Consider the following 17,823-nt stretch of genomic DNA (forward strand, 5'->3'; position numbering starts at 1 on the left):
GCAACCTCGTCTCCCATTCAGGTGCGGGTGCGGTCGGCGACATCCCACAGCCAGACGGTCTTGTCGCCCGCGACGGCCAGCGTCCCGCCGTCGGGACTGAACGCCACGGCGGTGACGGTCTTGGCCTGCGGCCTGATCGGCTGCCCGACGGGCTTCCGCGCGGCCACGTCCCACAGCCGCGCGGTGGCGTCGTGGCTCGCGCTGGCCAGGAACCGGCCGTCCTGGCTGAAGGCCAGGCCCTGGATGGTGTGGGAGTGGCCGCGCAGGGGCTGGCCGATGGGCGCCCCGCGCTGGACGTCCCACAGCCGCAAGGTCATGTCCCAGGCGCCGGTGGCCAGCGTCCGCCCGTCCGGGCTCATCACCGACTTGCCGATCTTCGCGGTGTGCCCGAGGAGCGACTGGCCGACCGGCTTGCGGGAGCCGACGTCCCACAGCCGGATGAGCTGATCGTCGGGGATGGCCAGGAGCCGGCCGTCCCCGCTGAACGACAGCTGCGTCATCAGGTTGATGCCGTCGAACTCCAGCTCGCCGGTCGGCTTGCGGGAATCGGCGTCCCACAGCTGCACCTTCTTGGTGCCCGCGGCCGCCAGGGTGTTCCCGTCCGGGCTGAAGGCCACGTCGCTCACCGGGCCGGGCCGGTCGCTGAAGTCGAAGAAGCGGACGCCGAGGGTCTCGCCGACCTGGCGGCGGGTCTGCACGTCCCACAGCTGGACGGCACCGCCGATGGCCGCGGTGGCCAGCAGCTTCCCCACCCGGTCGAACGCCGCCTTGCGGACGGACTCGTCGGCGACCTTGAGCGGCTCGCCGGAGATCCGGCGGGCGGCGACGTCCCACAGCCGCACCGTGCCGTCCTCGCCCGCGGTGACCAGGAGGTTCCCGTCCGGGCTGAACTCCGCGTGGTGGACCGAACCGGCGTGGCCGGTGAGGGCGGCCAGCGGTCGCCCGGCCGCCTTGCCGCCGGACGCGCGGCCGCGCCCGGAAGCGGGCGGGGCGTCGTCGCGCAGCGCCCACGCGGCGGTGCCCGCGAGCGCGGTGAGACCGAGGAGGGCACCTCCGCCCGCCAGCAGCAGGACGCGCCTGCGGTCGGGCACCGCCGGGGCCGCGCCGGCCGAGCCGCCCGGTTCGAGGACGGTCGGCGCGTTCACCTCGGGTGCGTCGTGCGGCGTCGGGTGCTCCGGGCCGCGCAGTAACCGCGCGACCTCGGCATCCTGCCGCGCGATGAGCTCGTGCACCGCCGGCGGCCAGGGGCGGGCGGACGGGGCCACCTCGCCGATCGCCTCCAGCAGCTGCTCTGGCTTGGGCCGGGCGGCGGGGTCTTTGGCCAGGCAGGCCGGGACGACATCGCGGAGCCGGTCGGGAAGCGTCCCGATGACGGGGTCGGCGTGGATCACGTTGTGCAGCGTCCGCGGGGTGCTCCCGCCGTGGAAGGGCCCCTGGCCGGTGCAGGCGTACACCACCACGGAGCCCAGCGAGAAGACGTCGCTGGCCGTGGTCAGGTCCCGTCCCAGGGCCTGTTCCGGCGACATGAAGCCGGGGGTGCCGACCAGGGCGCCGGTCCGGGTGACCTGGGTACCGTCCTCGATCTCGGCCGCCCGCGCGATCCCGAAGTCGATCACCCGGAGGCCGTCGTCGGTGAGCAGCACGTTGGACGGCTTGAGGTCCCGGTGCACCAGCCCCGCGCGGTGGACCTCGATCAGCGCCGCCGCCAGGCCCGCGGCCAGCCGGAGCGCGGGCTCGGCCGCCAGCGTGCCGGCGGTGGCCACCACCTCGCGCAGCGGCGGGCCGGGCACGTAGACCGACGCCAGCCAGGGTTCCGGCGCCTCGGTGTCGGCCTCGATCACCGCCGCGGTGTAGGCGCCGGCGACCTTGCGGGAGGCGCGCACCTCGCGGCGGAACCGGGCGCGGAACCCGTCGTGGTCCACGAACTGCTCGTGCACCAGCTTGACCGCGACCAGCCGCCCGTCCGGCCCGCTGCCCAGCAGTACCCGGCCCATGCCGCCCCGGCCCAGCTCGGTGAGCATCCGATAGTGCCCGATCTGCACAGGATCGGACGTTCCCAACGGCCCCAAAGCCACCTCCCCGCTTAAAAAGACGATTATGTCTGAGTGATCGCGGGGCAGGCAACCGTGCCGCCGTCATCTGGGGCGGCTCAGGCCTCTGACGGCGACGGGGGCGGTCAGGGCGGCCACGGCCAGGGCCGTCAGGACGGCGAGGAGAACGCCCGGGGCGGCGGTGGCGGAGAGGCTCAGATCGCGCGCGGCGTCGATGCCGTAGGTGATCGGGTTGCAGCGGGCCACCCACCGCAGCCAGGACGGCAGGCCGTCCACCGGGACGAAGGCGTTCGAGGCGAACATCAGCGGGAACATCACCATCCCCGCGACGGCGTGCAGCGTCTCCGCGCTGTCGATCCAGCATGCCAGCGCGATGAACACCCACCCCAGGCTCCAGCCGATCACCAGCGTCAGGGCGACGGCGGCCGACACGCCCGCCGGCCCTCCCCCAGGGCGGAAGCCGAACACGCAGTACGCCAGGACCAGCAGGACCAGCAGGCGCAGCATGATCCGGACCAGTCCGGCCAGGCTGCGGGCGATGAGGACCGACCCCGGCCAGACCGGCATGGCCCGCAGCCGGGTGAGCATCCCTTCGCGCGCGTCGTCCACGATTCCCATCCCGGCCTGCAGCCCGGTCTGCAGGGCCGTGGTGAGGAGCAGCGCCGGCAGCAGGAAGTCGATGTAGCGCACCCCCGCCGGGAATCCCGGGACGTGGACGAGCCCGGAGAACACCTGGCCGAACGCCGTCAGCATCACCAGCGGCTCGATCAGGCCGATGAGGAGCGTTCGCCGGTTCAGGACGTGGGCGCGCACGCAGGACGCGGTCAGCACCTGTATCTGCGTCGCCGTCCCGGCGTCCCGCCAGCCGGTCGTTCCATCGAAGGAGAGCGCGCCCGCCGGGGCCTGGACGGTCATCGCGCCTCCGTCCGGCCGGTGAGAGCGAAGTACACCTGGTCGAGCCCCGGCTCGTCCAGGGTCAGGCGGGCCGGTTCCAGCGCGGCCGCGTCCAGGGTCCGCACAATGGCCGCCAGGTCGTTCTCCGCCGCCAGCGTGACGGTCACCGACCGCTGCCGTCCGTCGCGCTCGGGCGGCAGTCCGGCCTGGCGAAGGGCCTGGTCGGCGGTGGCGACCTCGTCGTCGGTGGCGAACCACACGCGCACGGTGCGCCGCCCGATCCGCGCCTTCAGCTCCTCGGGCGGCCCGGAGGCGACGACCCGGCCCGCGGCCAGCACGGTGATCGAATCCGCCAGCCGGTCGGCCTCCTCCAGATGCTGGGTGGTGAGGACGACCGTGCAGCCGGTCCCGGCGAGCCGTCGCACCATGTCCCACATGCCCAGACGGCTGACCGGGTCCAGGCCGGTGCCGGGCTCGTCCAGGAACAGCACCTCGGGACGCCTGACGAGGGTGACGGCCAGGTCGAGGCGCCGCCGCATGCCGCCCGAGTAGGAGCGGGCCGGACGGTCGGCGGCGGCCGTCAGGCCGAACAGCTCCAGCAGGCGGTCGGCGCGGGCGCGGGCGTGCCGCGGCCCGGCGCCGAACAGCCGGGCGACCAGGATGAGATTGTCCCGGCCGGACATGCCGAGGGAAAGGGTCGCGTCCTGCCCGGTGACGCCGATGGCCCTACGGACCCGCGGCGCATGCCGGACGACGTCGTGGCCCGCGACGCGGGCGCTGCCCCAGCTCGGCCGCAGCAGCGTCGCCAGCACGCCGACCAGGGTGCTCTTCCCGGCGCCGTTGTGGCCCAGCAGGCCGAGCACCGTCCCCGGGGGGACCACGAGGTCTATCCCGTCCAGCGCGGTGACCGACCCGAAGCGTTTACCGAGCCCCGCCACCTCGATCGCCGCCCCGCTCATCCCTCCTCCCTGGCTTCTGGTCGCGGGGCGAGCCGCGCCAGGACGGCGCCCACGGCATGGTCGTACCCGCGCAGCATCGCCACCGCCGCGACGACACCGGCGGCGAGCACGGCGCCGTGCCCGAACGGGCCGAGCAGCGAACCGGCCGGCGGGATCGCCGCACCCGCCAGGGCGAGGGTGAGAAGCACGAAATTGCGCAGCAGCAGGGGATAGCTCATTACCGCGCCGCGGCCGCCGAAGCACCCGCACTCGGCGAAGACCCGGCCGCGGACCGCCCTGAACACCACCGCGATGAACAGCGCCAGCAGCCCCACCGCCAGCCAGAGGCCGGCGCGCGCGGTGGCCGGGACCGCGATCAGCGCCGCGGTCACCGCCTCGACGACCGCGAACGCCGCCGCGACCATCGTCGTGGACGGGCCCGAGCGCATCGTCAGCCTGCGAACGGTCGTCACGAACCCGTCGAAGTAGTCCCGGCCCCGCAGCTTGCTGAAGGCCGCGAACACGAATACCCCGGCCATGAGGCTCTGCAGGGCGAGTGACAAGTACTCCCGCATCGTCATCGCCTCCGTGCCGGCACGGTCATCGTCTTGTGGAAGAGCCGCATCTCGTCCTGCTCTCCGACCGGTGCCCCGTCCGCCTCGACCCAGGCGTGCGCCCGGAAGGGCTCGGTACGGACGCCAGTGCACCAGTCCGGCCAGACTCCCCACAGCCGGCACAGCAGCACGACCGCGAGGGAACGCGGCAGGCAGCCCTGCCCCGCGCACCGCACGCTGACCGCGACGACCGCCTGGCGTGCCGCCATCGCCTGCTCCTGGCTCGCAGGACGGGCGCCCCACCGGGCCGCCAGCAGGACCCGGCGCATCCGCCGGGGAGACATCCGCTCCAGCAGCAGTGCCGCCGCCACGACCGGCCGGGCCACCACACGCCGCCGCAACGGCACCTCGGCGGCTTCCTCCAACGCCATGGGCATCGTCATGGCAGTACCACCTTCTCTTCGAGGAGCGAGCGGACGAGCGCCTCCACGTCCTGGGCGATCCGGTCGGCGAACGACGGGTACCGGCGGGCCAGATCCTCGACGGCGTCCTCGGGCCCGCGCCCGTCCATCAGCGAGAGCAGCACGGCGCGACCGGTCTGGTTGAGCGACCAGTACCGTCCCGTCCGCTCGTTGAGCAGCACCATGCCGTCCCCGGTCTCGGTGGCGGTCACGTCGGGCGAGAGCTTCATCGGGCTCCTTCCAGGGTGTGGGCGGTCTCGCGCGGACCGGCGGGCAGGGAGCGGAGCCAGACCTCGCACGCGAGCGTCCCGAACAGCGGAACCAGCCGCAGCGGGAACGGCGGGAGGTTCAGCAGCAGGGAGCGCAGCGCGTCGGCGTCCACCAGGCCGAGTTCGGCCAGCCGCATCCCGTCGCACAGCTCCAGCAGCTCCGAGCGGTGCCGCCGGAGCCCCGCGTAGACGTCGGTGCTGAACTCCGCCTTCGACCGGCGGCCGAGGTTCTCGTCCGGGACGATGCCCCGCATCGCCTCGACCAGCGCGGGCTTGTACCTGTCCGCACGCAGGCATTCGGCGTAGTCCAGGGCGAGCGCCGCCTCGACGACCTGGTCGTCCAGGAAGGGGGCCTCAATGGTGACGCCGTGGCGCGCCGACAGGCGGTCCATCCGGCGCACCAGGGCACCGCCTGTGCGGACGCTGTGCAGCGTGAAGTGCTGCCCGCGAAGGGGGGACAGCGGCTCGGCCCCCTTCTCCGCCGTCTCCCGGAGCAAGTGGCGCACCGAGGCCAGCGCGTCCGGGGTGGCCCAGTCGGGCATCCGGTGGGCGATGCCCCATCCGCTCAGCGGCGCGGAGTTGACGTCGTGGGTCGATCCGTCCAGAGTCCGGCCCACATCCCGCGCGAGCCAGTCGGAGAACGATGTGCGATCCAGCAGTCCCCGCAGGGCGGGACGCAGGGCCCAGCGGTACACGGCCCGGTGGGCGCGCAACTGCCCGATTGCGCGCAGCGGGTGGCGGCGGGCCAGGTCGTGCAGATAGGCGGGAGCGGGCAGGAACAGTTCGTCACCGCCGTGACCCGTCAGGTGCCGGGTCGAGCCGGCGGCGGCCAGCCGGCGGGCCTGCTCGACGAGCATCGCGCGGTTCCGGAGCACGGGAGACGGCGCCTCCAGATCCGGATCGCTCTCCAGCAGTCCCGCGAAATTCAGCGGATAGTCCTCCGGCGGGTGGACAACGTGGCCGGCGTTGGGCAGCCGGGCGGCGGCGAGGGCGGCCCACCGCCCGTCGTCGTCCGCCGGATCGGTGGCCTCACAGCGAACGGTCAGCAGGCGCTCGACCCTCCCGGCGGCCAGGAAGCAGACGCTGGTGGAGTCCATCCCGCCGGACAGGTCGGCGCTCAGCATCGTCCTGCCGTGCGTGCGGACGGCGACGGCGTCGTGCAGTGCCCGCCGCAGGCGGTCCAGCCCCTCGGAGAGCGGAACGTCCGGCGCCGGGACGACGGCGCGGCGCACCACCCGGCCGCGGCCGTCCGGGGCGATCTCCAGGCGGCAGCCCGCGGGGAGCGTGTCGACGCCCTGCCACAGGCACTGCTCACCCAGCGGCCACATCGGAGCGGGGGCGATGAGCGTGACGGCCAGCAGCTCCTCCCGGATGCCCGCCCCGGTCAGCGCGGCGAGCGTGTCCGGACGGTCGGCCGCGACCGTCGTGCCGAGCACCCGGCCGTGGAACACCTCGCGGACCGCGGACAGGCTGCCCTGCACGCATACGGTGCCGTCCACCGCCGCGATCGCGTGGAAGGCGCCGGGCAGCTCGCGGGCCAGGCCGTCCAGCCCGGCCGGGCCGCGCAGGCCGGCGACGTACCGGGCCAGCCATAGCCTGCTCGCCGCCGCCGAGCCCAGGATCGCGATGCGCCGCGGGCCCGCCTCGGCCCAGGCGACCTCCTCGTCCCGCCACCGGCCGGCGATCCAGGGCCGCCCGGACTCGTGCGGAATGATCCGCAGGTCCGGCCGGTCACGGAGCGATGCCACGACCGCCTCGCCCGCCGCGCTGTCGGGAACAACGAAGAATCGCATGATCTCTCCTTGCGATGATGTGGATTCCCGGGCGCCGGGCCGGGCTCGCCGCCCGGCCCGGCGCGCCGCGGCCATTTCTCAGCGAGCGGCCGGCGGGCATTGGGACCCGCTGATCATGTGGCAGTGGTTTTGGTAGTCCCAACCCCAGTTCATTACCCCCAGGGTCACTGCGGAGAATGCTCCGAGCCCGGTCAGGGACGGAGGCTCGTAGCCGTGCTGAATGGTTCTCACCGGATTTCCCTTTCTCCGGAGGGCCGTGCCGGCGCGGACGCCGGCACGGCCCGCTTCGCCTGTCCGCCAGGGCTCAGCCCTGGATGCAACCGAAGTACCAGCACTGGTTCTTGTGGTCGACGCCCCAGGTGCCGTTGCCGAGGGTGACCTTCCGGAGGTCGCCGATCTCCATGAGGGTCGGCGGCTCGTAGGAAGCGATCTGCATTTTTCTTCTCACCTCCTTCCGGGAGGGTGCGGGCGCTTTCGCGCCTGGGTTCCCGATCCGGTTGCGGAGCATTTCTTCTCGCGCTCCTTCACCTGCTAATAACGCTAAGTGTTCGAGCGGATACGCGCATGACCCTTGTTCAGGGGACGGGCTCGGGGGACGCGGTGGGAACGGCACCGGGCAAGGCCGCCGAGGAGCGGTATCCCACGATCTCCTCGGGGCGGATCAGCCCGTCCTCGAAGGCCCGCGCGAGCATGTCGGCCTTGGTGGGGGCGGGGCGGCCCGCCTGGGCGTACTTGACCCGTGCCCGCTTGATGTACATCTCGACCGTGTGCACGGACACGCCCATCCGCCGGGCGACCGACGCCTTGGACATGGACTGGAACCACAGCAGCAGGGCGGTCCGCTCCTGCTCCGAGAGCCGGCAGGACGCCGCCGGCCGGTCGCTCACCAGCACCCCGGCGGCGGTGGGCGTCACGTAAGGCCGGTCGGCGACCACGGTGAGCACCGCCTCCAGCAGGTGGGCGCGGCCCTCGTTCTTGGCCACGAACTCGCAGGCGCCCGCCTCCAGCGCCGCCAGCACCATCTCCCGTTCGGTGAACTGGGAGAAGGCGATCACCCGCTGCGGGCGGCGGGCGAGCCGGGCCAGCTCGTCCAGCACCAGCCGCCCGTGCAGGCTGAGGTCCAGGATCAGCACGTCGATGCCCGCGGGCACGTTCTCCGGCGTGTCCGCGACATGGACGACATGGATCCGCCGGTCGCGGGCCAGCCAGGTCTGGACGCCCTCGATGACGACCGGATGGTCGTCGATGATCCCTACGGTGAGCCGACCGGGCTCCAGCGGGTCTGCACCCACAGCCGGTCCTCCTCTCTGTCGACCATGACGGACAGCGACGGCGGCCCGCCCGCCCGCGGCCGGATGTCCACGGCCGCGTCGGCCGCCACGCCGACCACCACCTCGTCGGGGCCGGCCACCACGGTCAGCCGGGCCCACGTCGCCGCCGCCGCGAGGACCAGCAGCGGCGACTCGGCCAGGGCGCGGCGGACCGGTGCGGGCATCGGCGGCATGTCGCCGTAACCGAGCAGGGTGACGGTCACCCCGCGGCGTTCGGCGACGTCGGCGCAGGCCCGCAGTTCGTGGACGAGCGGATGCGGGGTGTCGTCGGTCTCGGCGAAAAGCCGGCGCAGCCGGGCGGCCTCGATGGCGACCCGCCGCCGTACCGCCTCGTCCCCCGGGTCCAGCCGCGCCTCGGCCAGGCCGCGCAGCAGCGGTTCGACCCTGGTGCGCAGGTAGTCGTACCTGCGCTGCCGCTCGGCGTGCACCGCCTCCTCGGCCGCGCTGCGCGCCAGGCTCGCCGCCCAGTGCTCGGCGGACTCCGTGGCCTGCCGGGCCGCCTCGTGGAGCTGGTGCCCCAGCCAGGCGAAGGCGAACTGGACGCCGGCCGTGGTGTAGGTGACGGTGAGCAGCCGGGTGGCTCCCACCTGCCCCAGCGCGCCGTCGGCGGCCATGTGCGCCGCCGTGCATCCCATGTTGGCGGCCATGAAGACGGCCAGCTCCCGGAGCGGGCGCCGCACCAGGAGCATGACGCCGGTCCAGCCGGCGGTGTTGGAGGCCCAGCTGACGTCGCTGATCATCGCCCCTGGGGGATAGGTGACGATCGCCAGCTCCCCGGCGAGCAGCGTGGCCGCGGCCAGCGCGCGGGCCATGCCGGTGCCCAGGGCCGAACGCAGCGCGAGCACCGCGCCGGTCGCCTGCGCGGCGGCCAGCAGCAGCCAGGCGGCGAACACCAGCGCCGCGGGCTCGTACACCTGCCGGCTCCGGGTGATGATGACCAGGTCGTAGCCCAGGTGCCAGACGGCCACGATCCCGACGACGGTGATGGTGAAGGCCCGCGCGTAGCGCACCGCGACGAGCCGGGCGCCATCGTCACCCACCGGGCCACCACAACCGGACGCGGGTCCCGGCCCCGGGCCGGGACTCGATCCGCGCGTCCCCGCCCACGGCCCGCATCCGGCCGCGGATCGATTCCCGCAGGCCTCTCCGGTGCACGGGGACCGTCGCGGGGTCGAAGCCGGTGCCCGCGTCGACGATCGTGAGGACGGCGCCCTCCGCCGTCCGTTCCAGGCCCAGCCGCGCCGTGCCCGTTCCCGCATGCCGGGCGACGTTGCACAGCGCCTCCTCGGCGCTGTGCACCATCGCCGCCGCCACCTCGCGGGGCAGCTCGCAAGGTACGACGTCCTCGACGACGCGCAGGAGGGGCAGGCCCGGTCGCGGCGCCGTCACGGCCGCGCGCAGGGCCAGATCGAGCCGGGCACCGCGCGGAAGCCGGAGGTCGTCCGCGCGCAGGCCGTCGATGACCGCCAGGTCGGCCGCCGCGCGCCGCGCCAGTACCGGCGAGGCCCGAGTGATCCCGCCGGTGCCGACCATGGTGAGAGTCGCCAGCACCGTGTCGTGCAGCCGGCGCTGCTGATCGCGCTCGTCCGCGCGGGCCGCGGAACGCGCCTTCTCCTCGGCCTCGGCCTCGGCCCGCTCGACCAGCTCCCGGTCCACCGCGCGTGCCTCGCGGCGCAGCAGGCCGACGAGGGTGGCCGCGAGCGCGCCCTGCACCACCAGGAGGACGGGCGCCTCCCGGAGGCCGGGTGCGCCGGCCGCGTAGACGGCGGCGATGAACACCGCGATCGCCATCCCGAACGGCTGCCTGGTGGCGAACTGGGCGATGAAGACGCCGCTGCCGGCCATGATGTCCACCCAGCCGGTTCCCGCGCTGGCCTGGAGGACCTGGTCGGGGACCAGCTCGCGGTGCCCGAGGCACAGCCCGGCGACCAGCGCGACGTCGCCGGCCAGAAGCCACCGGGAGGGCCCCGAGGCCACCATGACGAGGACGAACAGGACGCTCCAGGCCAGCATGGCGACGACGCAGACCGTCACCCAGCCGGGCCGGGCGGCCGCCGCGCGCCCGGCCAGCGCCACGACCCCGCCCGTGACGCCGCTCGTCAGCCGCAGAACGACCATGAACTGGACCGACTTGCGGCGCACCCCGTGCTGCGCCGGATCCGCACCCCTCGATTCCGCTAGCGCCATGGGAGGAAGGATGCCGAGGCGTGCCGTCACGCCGGTCGCCCGCCGGTCACCTGCCAGTCACTTCACCGGGGGGGGCGGGGCTGGTGATCTCGTCCACCATCGTCAGCGCCAGGCCGACGCCGTCCTCTGCCGCCGAACCCTGCTGCCAGGCATCGGCGTACGCCGCTTCCGTCAGCGTGCTCCGGATCAGGCGCTCGGCCTCGGCATGGGCGGCCTGGAGCGGCTTGAGCCCGATGAGCGCGACTCCGGTCGCCTGCCGGAGCCGATGCGCGGCCCCCAGCAGCACGGCCGCGCAGTGGTGGTGCCCGGTGGCGGCGGCCGTCCAGGCGAAGGCCTCCACGTCCCACACCGGCCCCCACCCGTCCCCGATGGCGCGCTGGCGGATGAGGGCCTCCCGCAAGGGCGCCAGGGCACGGGCGGGCTCGCCGTGCCACAACTCGGTGAGCCCCGAGGACCACAGGGCCCAGGTGACGGCCCACTCGGCCTCCGCGGCCTGGGCTTCCGCGAGGTAGACGTCGCGAGCGTCGAAGGCGATGTCGCGATGCCCCAGGAACGCGGCGGCCATCGCCCAGAACATGGTGGCCATGTGGGCGTCGCTGACCAGGCCGTCCGCGAGGAACGCCGCACGGGCACGGGACAGCCGGGCGATGGAGCCGGGGTCGCCTTGGAAGAGCAGGGCGTGGATGCCTTCGATGTATTCCGCGAGCGCCGAGGGCCGGGACCCCGCCGCCGCACGGCATGCCGCCATGAGGGGCGGCACCGCCAGCCGGTCTCCCTGGATGATAGGCAGGAAGGCCCGCATGGCCGTCACGCCCACGTCCAGCTCGTCCGGCGGCGAGTCGAGCCGGGCCGACAGCCGATCCAGCCAGTGGCGCGCTTCCCCCATCGTGCCGCTGAAGAACCAGAAACGCGTCCGGATGAGGTCGATCACGATGCTCAGGCCGATGGCGGCCCGGCCCGGGTGCGTCAGGCTGAAGTCCAGCACCGCGCGGAGGTTGGGCAGCTCGCGGCCGAACAGGCGCATCCAGCGGACCTCGTCCGGGCCGCACCACTCAGCGGCGGCGCGGACCGCCAGGCCGCGGTAGTGGTCGCTGTGGCGCACCCGCAGCCTGACCGCGCCGTCCTGTTCGCGCAGTCGCTGCCCGCCGTACCGGCGGATGGTCTCCAGCAGGCGGTAGCGGGTCCTGCCCTCTGCACTGTCGGCCATGACGATCGACTTGCGGACGAGCCCGGCGAGCAGGTCCATCACCTCTTCGCGCGCGACACCTTCCCCCGCGCACACCGCTTCGGCCGCTTCCAGGTCGAAGCCGCCGGCGAAGACCGACAGCCGAGCCCACAGCAGCCGTTCGCCTTCCGTGCAGAGCCCGTGGCTCCAGTCGACGACGCCGCGCAGGGTCTGCTGGTAACGGCCGTTGGTGCGGGCGTGGGACGCGGGCGGCAGGCGGAAGCGGTCGTCCAGACGCTCCAGGATCTCCTCGACGGCCATCGAGCTCAACCACACGGCGGCCAGCTCGATGGCGAGCGGGATGCCGTCCAGCCGCCGGCACAGCTGGACGATCGAGCCGCGGTTGCGGTCGGTGACGCCGAAGCCCGGAGCGGAGGCGGCGGCCCGGTCGGCCAGCAGCCGGACCGCTTCCGAGCAGCCGTCGGCGAGCGCGAGGGGCCGGACCAGCAGGACGTGTTCGCCCGGCACGCCGAGCCGCTCCCGGCTGGTGGCCAGGATCCGCAGCCCGGGCGCCGACCGCAGCAGCCGCTGCGTCAGCGCGGCGACGCTCTCTACCAGGTGCTCGCAGTTGTCCAGGACGAGCAGCAGGCACCGGTCCCGCAGGTGGGCGGCCACCGCGTCGGCCGGAGGCCGGGCCGAGTGGTCGCGCAGGCCGAGCGATTCGGCGACCGTCCGGTCGAGCTGCTCCGCCTCGGTGAGCGGCGCGAGCAAGGCCAGGTCGGCGAGCCACGCGCCGTCGGCGAAATGGGAAGCGGCCTCCGCCGCCACCCGCAGTGCCAGCCGGGTCTTGCCGACCCCGCCCACCCCGGTCAGCGTGACGAGCCGGGACGCCTCCAGCGTCCGCAGCGCCTCGGCCAGCTGCTCCTTGCGGCCGATGAAGGTGGTCGTCTCGGCGGGCAGGTTCCCGGCACGGCGCGTCCGCCGCTCCTCGGCGACGTCCAACTCGGGAGCCGCCGTCAGCATGAGCCGGTGGAGGTTCCGCAGTTCGGACCCTGGATCCACCCCCAGTTCGTCGACGAGCAGCGCGGCGACCGTGCGGTAGCACTCCAGCGCCTCTCCCCGCCGCCCGCACTGATAGAGCGCCCGTATCCGCTGGGCCCAAAAGCGTTCCCGCAACGGGTACGTCCCGATGAGCGTGCGCAGCTCCGGCAGCACCTCCAGGGACCGGCCCAGCTCAAGGTCGGCGTCGATCCTCAACTCCAGTGCGTCCAGGCGCCGCTCGACCAGCGTGGGCAGGAGCTCCTGAAGCAGGCCTGGGGGCAGGTCCGACAGCGGCTCCCCGCGCCACAGTTCCAGCGCCTCCTGAAGCAGCCGCGCCGCACGCGCCGATTCGTCCGTCTCCAGGGCGGCGCGTCCCTGGCGGACCAGCGCACTGAACCGGTGCAGGTCCAAGGTGTCCGGCTCGACCTCGACCGAATAGCCTCGGGCATGGGTGCGCACGACGTCGGGACATCCGAGCGTGCGGCGCAGGCGGAGCACATAGTTCTGCAGGGTGTTGCGGGCCTTGCCGGGCGGCTCCTCGCCCCACAGCCGGCCCACCAAGGTGTCGACCGGGACGACGTGATTGGCGTCCACGAGCAGGCAGGCCAGCAGAGCCCGGAGTTTGGCCGCCCCGATCCGCAGCGGCACCCCCTCCCGCCGAACCTCGAGAGGGCCGAGGAGCCTGAACTCGTAACGAGCACTCATCGATGCGATGATATTACGTTACGTGTCGACATGGATGCTCTCCGCGAACAGCCTTAGCCGGCCGCGGGGAACGCGCCGCGTGCTTTTTCCGCGGAGATCGTCCCCTGGCCCGGTGGGGCTCTCGGCAGAGCCGGGGCTTTAGGTTAGCCTTGCCTTATTTCGCCTACCGCGGAGGGGCCGTGAACGCGACGCAGGCCAGGGTGGTGACCGCCGGGCGGTCCGCCGAGGAGGCATTGGAGCCGTTGTTCGGGTGGCTGCGCGCCCTCGCCGACGACGGCAGCCCGATGGGAGTGGCGGCCGGCATGCGGGCCACCGGGGACGGCTGGGTCTCCGTGGCCGAGCTGGTGGCCCCGCCCTACGACCGGCTCGGCGTGCTGATCGCGGAGGCGGAGCGAACCTGGGGGGCGCCGCCGCACGTCGCCGCCGCCCTGTGGTGGAAGAGCTTCTCCTACTGGACCGCGCTGCCGGTCGCGATGGGCTGGGCGCTCAACCGGAGGGTGCCGGTGCTGACCGCCGGCACCACGATGCTCGCGGTTCCGGCGGCGGAGGCCGGCATGCTGATCGGGACGAGCGAGCTGCGCGCCGCCACCGGGGACGTGGGCGCGGTCATCGCCGACACGCTCGTCCACGACGTTCACGCACCGTTGATCGACGCCCTGCACGCGCTCACCCGGGTCGGGCGGCGCGGGCTGTGGGGGTCGGTGGCCGAAGCGCTCGTCTACCCGCTCCTCTCCTTCGACGTGCTCGACGATCCGGGCGGGGCGGCGCGGACGCTGCTGGAGTCGGTCGGCGAGCCGGTGGCCGGCCTCGTCGAACTGCCCGCGCTGCGGCGCCGCACCTGCTGCCTGTGGGTGACGCTTCCGGGCAGCGAGGCGTGCCCCACCTGCTGCGTGACGGGCCAGGCGACGGGGAAGAGGAGCGCCGGTGCGCGGGCGTGACGTGCTGCGGCGGACGATTCTGGGACAGTGGCGGCTCGCGGCCGGCGGCGCCGTGCTGGCCGCCGGGCACCAGTCGGGCGAGGCGCTGGTGCCCGTGCTGATCGGCGTGGTGATCGACGAGGCCATCTCCACCGCGGACGCGGGCGCGCTGGCCCGCTGGATCGCCGTGCTGGCCGCGGTCTTCGCCGGGCTGTCGTTCAGCTTCCGGTTCAGCTTCCGGCTCGCCGAACGGGCGGCCGAGCGGTCCGCGCACGAGCTGCGGCTCGAGCTGACCCGGCGGACGCTCGATCCGCGCGGCGGCGCGGAGGCCGGGCGGCTGCCGGGCGAGCTGGTGAACATCGCGACCGGCGACGCCAAACGCGTCGGCGCCGTGCACGCGGCGCTGGCGGCCGGGGCCGCGGCGCTGGCGGGGCTGGTGGCCGGCGGTGTCGCGCTGCTCAGCATCTCGGTGCCGCTCGGGCTGCTCGTGCTGCTGGGCATCCCGCCGCTGCTCGGCCTGGCGCACGTGCTCGGCAAACCGCTCGAACGGCGCAGCGGCGCCGAGCAGGAGCGCGCCGCGCACGCGTCGGGCGTGGCCGCGGACCTGATCGCCGGGCTGCGCGTGCTCAAGGGCATCGGGGCCGAAGGCGCGGCGGTCGACCGGTACCGGCGCACCAGCCGGGACTCCCTGGCGGCGACGGTGCGGGCGGCCCGCGCGCAGGCCTGGCACGACGGCGGCATGCTGATCCTGACCGGGGTGTTCCTCGCGATCGTCGCGCTGGTGGGCGGCCGGCTGGCCGTCGCCGGGGACATCACCGTCGGCCAGCTGGTGACCGCGGTCGGGCTCGCGCAGTTCCTGCTGGGGCCGCTGTCGATCCTGTCGTGGGCGAACGGCGAGTTCGCACAGGGACGCGCGTCGGCCGCACGCGCGGCCTCCGCGCTCGGGGCGCCGCCCGCGGTGGCCGAGGGGGACGCGAGCCCGCCGCGGCCTGTGCGGGGCGAGGTGCGGCTGCGTGATGTCTCCCACGGTGACGCGCTGCGCGGGCTGAGCCTCGAGGTCGCGCCCGGCGAGCTGATGGGGGTCGTGACGACGGATCCGGCCGCCGCCACCTCGCTGCTGCGCCTTCTGGGCCGGGCCGCCGATCCGGAATCGGGCGCGGTGGAACTGGACGGGGTAGCGCTGTCGGCCCTCGATCCCGCCGGGATCCGCCGCGCGGTCGTGGTCGCCGAACACGACGCCGACCTGTTCGAGGGCACCCTGCTGGAGAACGTCACCGCCGCTGCCGGCGGAGGCGAGGCGGAGCCGGCGCTGGCCGCCGCGGCGGCGGACGAGGTCGCCCGCAACCTGCCGCGCGGCACCGCGACCGTGCTCACCGAGCGCGGACGGTCCCTGTCGGGCGGGCAGCGGCAGCGCGTGGCCCTCGCTCGCGCGCTGGCGGCCGACGCGCCGGTACTGGTGCTGCACGACCCGACCACCGCGGTCGACGCGGTCACCGAGGCCCGGATCGCGGCGGGCGTCCGTGAGCTGCGCGCGGGGCGCACCACGATCGTGGTGACGACCAGCCCCGCGTTGCTGGCCGCCGCCGACCGGGTGGCGCTGGTGGACGGCGGGGCCGTGGTCGCCGAGGGCTTCCACGCCGAGCTCGTCCACGAGTACCCGGCCTACCGTGCGACCGTCCTGTAGCAGAGGAGAGGGATGACGACCACCGAAGAGCGGGCGGCCGGCGAACGCGCCGGGGCCGAGCGCGAGCTCCTGCCGACGGCCACGGCGGCGCGCGTCCGCGCCGCCGTGCGCGAGCTGGCGCGCCCGCACCGGCGCACGGTCGCGGCCGGCTTCCTGACCCTGGTCACCGCCACCGCGGTCGGGCTGCTCACCGCTCCGGTGCTGGGCCACGTCATCGACCTGGTCGCCGCGGACCGGCCGGCGTCCGCGCTCACCGCGCCGGCCGCCTGGCTGGTGGTGATCGCGGCGGCGCAGGGGGTCCTGACCGCGTTCGGGCTCGGCCTGGTCGCCCGCGCGGGCGAGAGCATGCTGGCGACGCTGCGCGAGCGGTTCGTGGAGCGGGCGCTGCGGCTGCCGCTCGAACGGGTCGAGCGGGCGGGCTCGGGCGATCTGACCTCGCGGGTCACCAACGACGTGTCAGTGATCACCACGGTGGTGCGCGAAGCGGTGCCCGCGCTGGCCCGGTCGCTGCTCACCATCGGGCTCACCCTGGTGGCGATGGCGATCCTCGACTGGCGGTTCCTGCTCGTGGCGCTGCTGGCCGTCCCCATCCAGGCGCACACCGTGCGGTGGTACGTGCGCCGGGCCGTTCCGCTGTACGCGGCCCAGCGGGTCGCGGTCGGCGCCCAGCAGCAGGAGCTGCTCGGCTCGGTCGGCGGGGCCGCCACGGTGCGGGCGTTCCGGCTGCAGGACGAGCACGTCGAGCGGGTCGGGTCCCGGTCCCGGGCGGCGGTGGACTTGGCGCTCCGCGGGGTGGGGCTGGTGACGCGGTTCTACTCCCGCCTCAATCTCGCCGAGTTCGTCGGCCTGTCGGCGGTGCTGGTGGCGGGCTTCGTGCTCGTCCGGAACGGGAGCGTGAGCATCGGCACGGCCAGCGCCGCGGCCTTGTACTTCCACAACCTGTTCACTCCGATCAACGTCGCGCTGGGGCTGGTCGACGACGCGCAGAGCGCCACCGCGGGCCTGGCCCGGCTGGTCGGCGTCGCCGACGAGCCGGCCCCGGCTTCGGCCCCGGACCACACCGAACCGGCCGGCGGCTCGGTCGAGATCCGCGGCGTCGGGTACTCCTACCGGCCCGGCCATCCGGTGCTGCATGACATCGATCTCCACATCGCGGCGCAGGAGAGGGTGGCCCTGGTCGGCGCGAGCGGGGCGGGCAAGACGACGCTGGCCAAGCTGATCGCGGGCATCCACCGCCCCGGCGACGGCACGATCGCCGTCGCCGGGGCCGGGCTGCCGGAGCTCGGCGCGGCCGCCACGGGCCGCACCGTCGCGCTGGTCACCCAGGAGGTGCACGTGTTCGCCGGGCCGCTCGCCGGCGACCTGCGGCTGGCCCGGCCGGACGCGACAGACGACGAGCTGCGCGCGGCGCTCGACCGGGTGGGCGCGCTGGAATGGGCCCGGGGTCTGCCGGAGGGGCTGGACACGGTGGTCGGCGAGAGCGGGCACCGGCTCACCGCGGCGCAGGCGCAGCAGCTCGCCCTGGCCCGCCTCGTGCTGGCCGATCCGCCCGTGGTCGTCCTGGACGAGGCCACGGCCGAGGCCGGGAGCGCGGGGGCGCGGACGCTGGAGTCGTCGGCGGCCGCCGCGGTCGAGGGCCGGACGGCCCTGGTGGTCGCGCACCGGCTCACCCAGGCGGCGAGCGCCGACCGGATCGTCGTGCTCGACGACGGGCGCGTGGTCGAGATCGGCGCCCACGGGGAACTCGTCGAGGCCGGAGGACGGTACGCCGCGCTGTGGCGGGCCTGGTCGGACGGCCGTCACCGCTGAGCACCCCCCCCGCACGCCGATCGG

16 protein-coding genes are annotated in these 17,823 nt (G+C 74.4%); 3 read left to right on the forward strand and 13 right to left on the reverse strand.

Annotation, left to right across the window (positions count from 1 at the left end; translation table 11 throughout):
• Window positions 1-17 precede the first annotated feature (17 nt).
• The 13 genes from ABD340_RS09250 to ABD340_RS09310 all read right to left on the reverse strand — a co-directional run bounded on the left by ABD340_RS09250 (window position 18) and on the right by ABD340_RS09310 (window position 13,389).
• Complete coding sequence (locus ABD340_RS09250) at window positions 18-2,042, reverse strand: WD40 repeat domain-containing serine/threonine protein kinase (protein ID WP_344588237.1); 2,025 nt, start codon at window positions 2,040-2,042, stop codon at window positions 18-20.
• Window positions 2,043-2,135: 93 nt separating this feature from the next.
• On the reverse strand, window positions 2,136-2,966 hold the full coding sequence (locus ABD340_RS09255; RefSeq protein ID WP_344588238.1) for an ABC transporter permease: 831 nt from the start codon (window positions 2,964-2,966) through the stop codon (window positions 2,136-2,138).
• Complete coding sequence (locus ABD340_RS09260; RefSeq protein ID WP_344588239.1) at window positions 2,963-3,904, reverse strand: ABC transporter ATP-binding protein; 942 nt, start codon at window positions 3,902-3,904, stop codon at window positions 2,963-2,965. Before ABD340_RS09260 ends, ABD340_RS09255 begins: the two co-directional genes overlap by 4 nt.
• Entirely contained in the window at window positions 3,901-4,464 is a 564-nt protein-coding gene (locus ABD340_RS09265) for a MauE/DoxX family redox-associated membrane protein (RefSeq protein ID WP_344588240.1), read from the reverse strand. The genes ABD340_RS09260 and ABD340_RS09265 overlap by 4 nt, the downstream gene beginning before the upstream one ends.
• Complete coding sequence (locus ABD340_RS09270) at window positions 4,461-4,880, reverse strand: lasso peptide biosynthesis B2 protein (RefSeq protein WP_344588241.1); 420 nt, start codon at window positions 4,878-4,880, stop codon at window positions 4,461-4,463. Before ABD340_RS09270 ends, ABD340_RS09265 begins: the two co-directional genes overlap by 4 nt.
• Window positions 4,877-5,128 carry a lasso peptide biosynthesis PqqD family chaperone gene (locus tag ABD340_RS09275; RefSeq protein WP_344588242.1) on the reverse strand — a complete coding sequence of 84 codons (252 nt, stop codon included), beginning with the start codon at window positions 5,126-5,128 and terminating at the stop codon, window positions 4,877-4,879. The genes ABD340_RS09270 and ABD340_RS09275 overlap by 4 nt, the downstream gene beginning before the upstream one ends.
• A complete protein-coding gene (locus tag ABD340_RS09280; protein ID WP_344588243.1) occupies window positions 5,125-6,960 on the reverse strand; it encodes an asparagine synthase-related protein in 1,836 nt (611 codons plus the stop codon). Before ABD340_RS09280 ends, ABD340_RS09275 begins: the two co-directional genes overlap by 4 nt.
• A gap of 78 nt (window positions 6,961-7,038) precedes the next feature.
• A complete protein-coding gene (locus ABD340_RS09285) occupies window positions 7,039-7,191 on the reverse strand; it encodes a lasso RiPP family leader peptide-containing protein (protein ID WP_344588244.1) in 153 nt (50 codons plus the stop codon).
• Between the two features lie 73 nt (window positions 7,192-7,264).
• On the reverse strand, window positions 7,265-7,396 hold the full coding sequence (locus ABD340_RS09290; protein ID WP_344588245.1) for a lasso RiPP family leader peptide-containing protein: 132 nt from the start codon (window positions 7,394-7,396) through the stop codon (window positions 7,265-7,267).
• Window positions 7,397-7,535: 139 nt separating this feature from the next.
• Complete coding sequence (locus ABD340_RS09295) at window positions 7,536-8,252, reverse strand: response regulator transcription factor (RefSeq protein WP_344588246.1); 717 nt, start codon at window positions 8,250-8,252, stop codon at window positions 7,536-7,538.
• Window positions 8,213-9,331, reverse strand: a complete 1,119-nt coding sequence (locus ABD340_RS09300) for a hypothetical protein (RefSeq protein WP_344588247.1) — start codon at window positions 9,329-9,331, stop codon at window positions 8,213-8,215. The genes ABD340_RS09295 and ABD340_RS09300 overlap by 40 nt, the downstream gene beginning before the upstream one ends.
• Window positions 9,324-10,478 carry a sensor histidine kinase gene (locus tag ABD340_RS09305; protein ID WP_344588248.1) on the reverse strand — a complete coding sequence of 385 codons (1,155 nt, stop codon included), beginning with the start codon at window positions 10,476-10,478 and terminating at the stop codon, window positions 9,324-9,326. The genes ABD340_RS09300 and ABD340_RS09305 overlap by 8 nt, the downstream gene beginning before the upstream one ends.
• A gap of 46 nt (window positions 10,479-10,524) precedes the next feature.
• Complete coding sequence (locus ABD340_RS09310) at window positions 10,525-13,389, reverse strand: AfsR/SARP family transcriptional regulator (protein WP_344588249.1); 2,865 nt, start codon at window positions 13,387-13,389, stop codon at window positions 10,525-10,527.
• Between the two features lie 179 nt (window positions 13,390-13,568).
• Here ABD340_RS09310 and ABD340_RS09315 point away from each other — a divergent pair, with 179 nt between their 5' ends.
• The 3 genes from ABD340_RS09315 to ABD340_RS09325 are packed head-to-tail and all read left to right on the forward strand — an operon-like array spanning window position 13,569 to window position 17,799.
• Window positions 13,569-14,327 carry a (2Fe-2S)-binding protein gene (locus ABD340_RS09315; protein WP_344588250.1) on the forward strand — a complete coding sequence of 253 codons (759 nt, stop codon included), beginning with the start codon at window positions 13,569-13,571 and terminating at the stop codon, window positions 14,325-14,327.
• Window positions 14,314-15,990: an ABC transporter transmembrane domain-containing protein gene (locus ABD340_RS09320; protein WP_344588251.1), complete on the forward strand. Its 1,677-nt coding sequence runs from the start codon at window positions 14,314-14,316 to the stop codon at window positions 15,988-15,990. The genes ABD340_RS09315 and ABD340_RS09320 overlap by 14 nt, the downstream gene beginning before the upstream one ends.
• 12 nt (window positions 15,991-16,002) lie before the next feature.
• A complete protein-coding gene (locus ABD340_RS09325) occupies window positions 16,003-17,799 on the forward strand; it encodes an ABC transporter ATP-binding protein (protein WP_344588252.1) in 1,797 nt (598 codons plus the stop codon).
• Window positions 17,800-17,823 lie beyond the last annotated feature (24 nt).

Source organism: Actinomadura vinacea, from assembly GCF_039532545.1.
Taxonomy (GTDB): Bacteria; Actinomycetota; Actinomycetes; order Streptosporangiales; family Streptosporangiaceae; genus Spirillospora; species Spirillospora vinacea.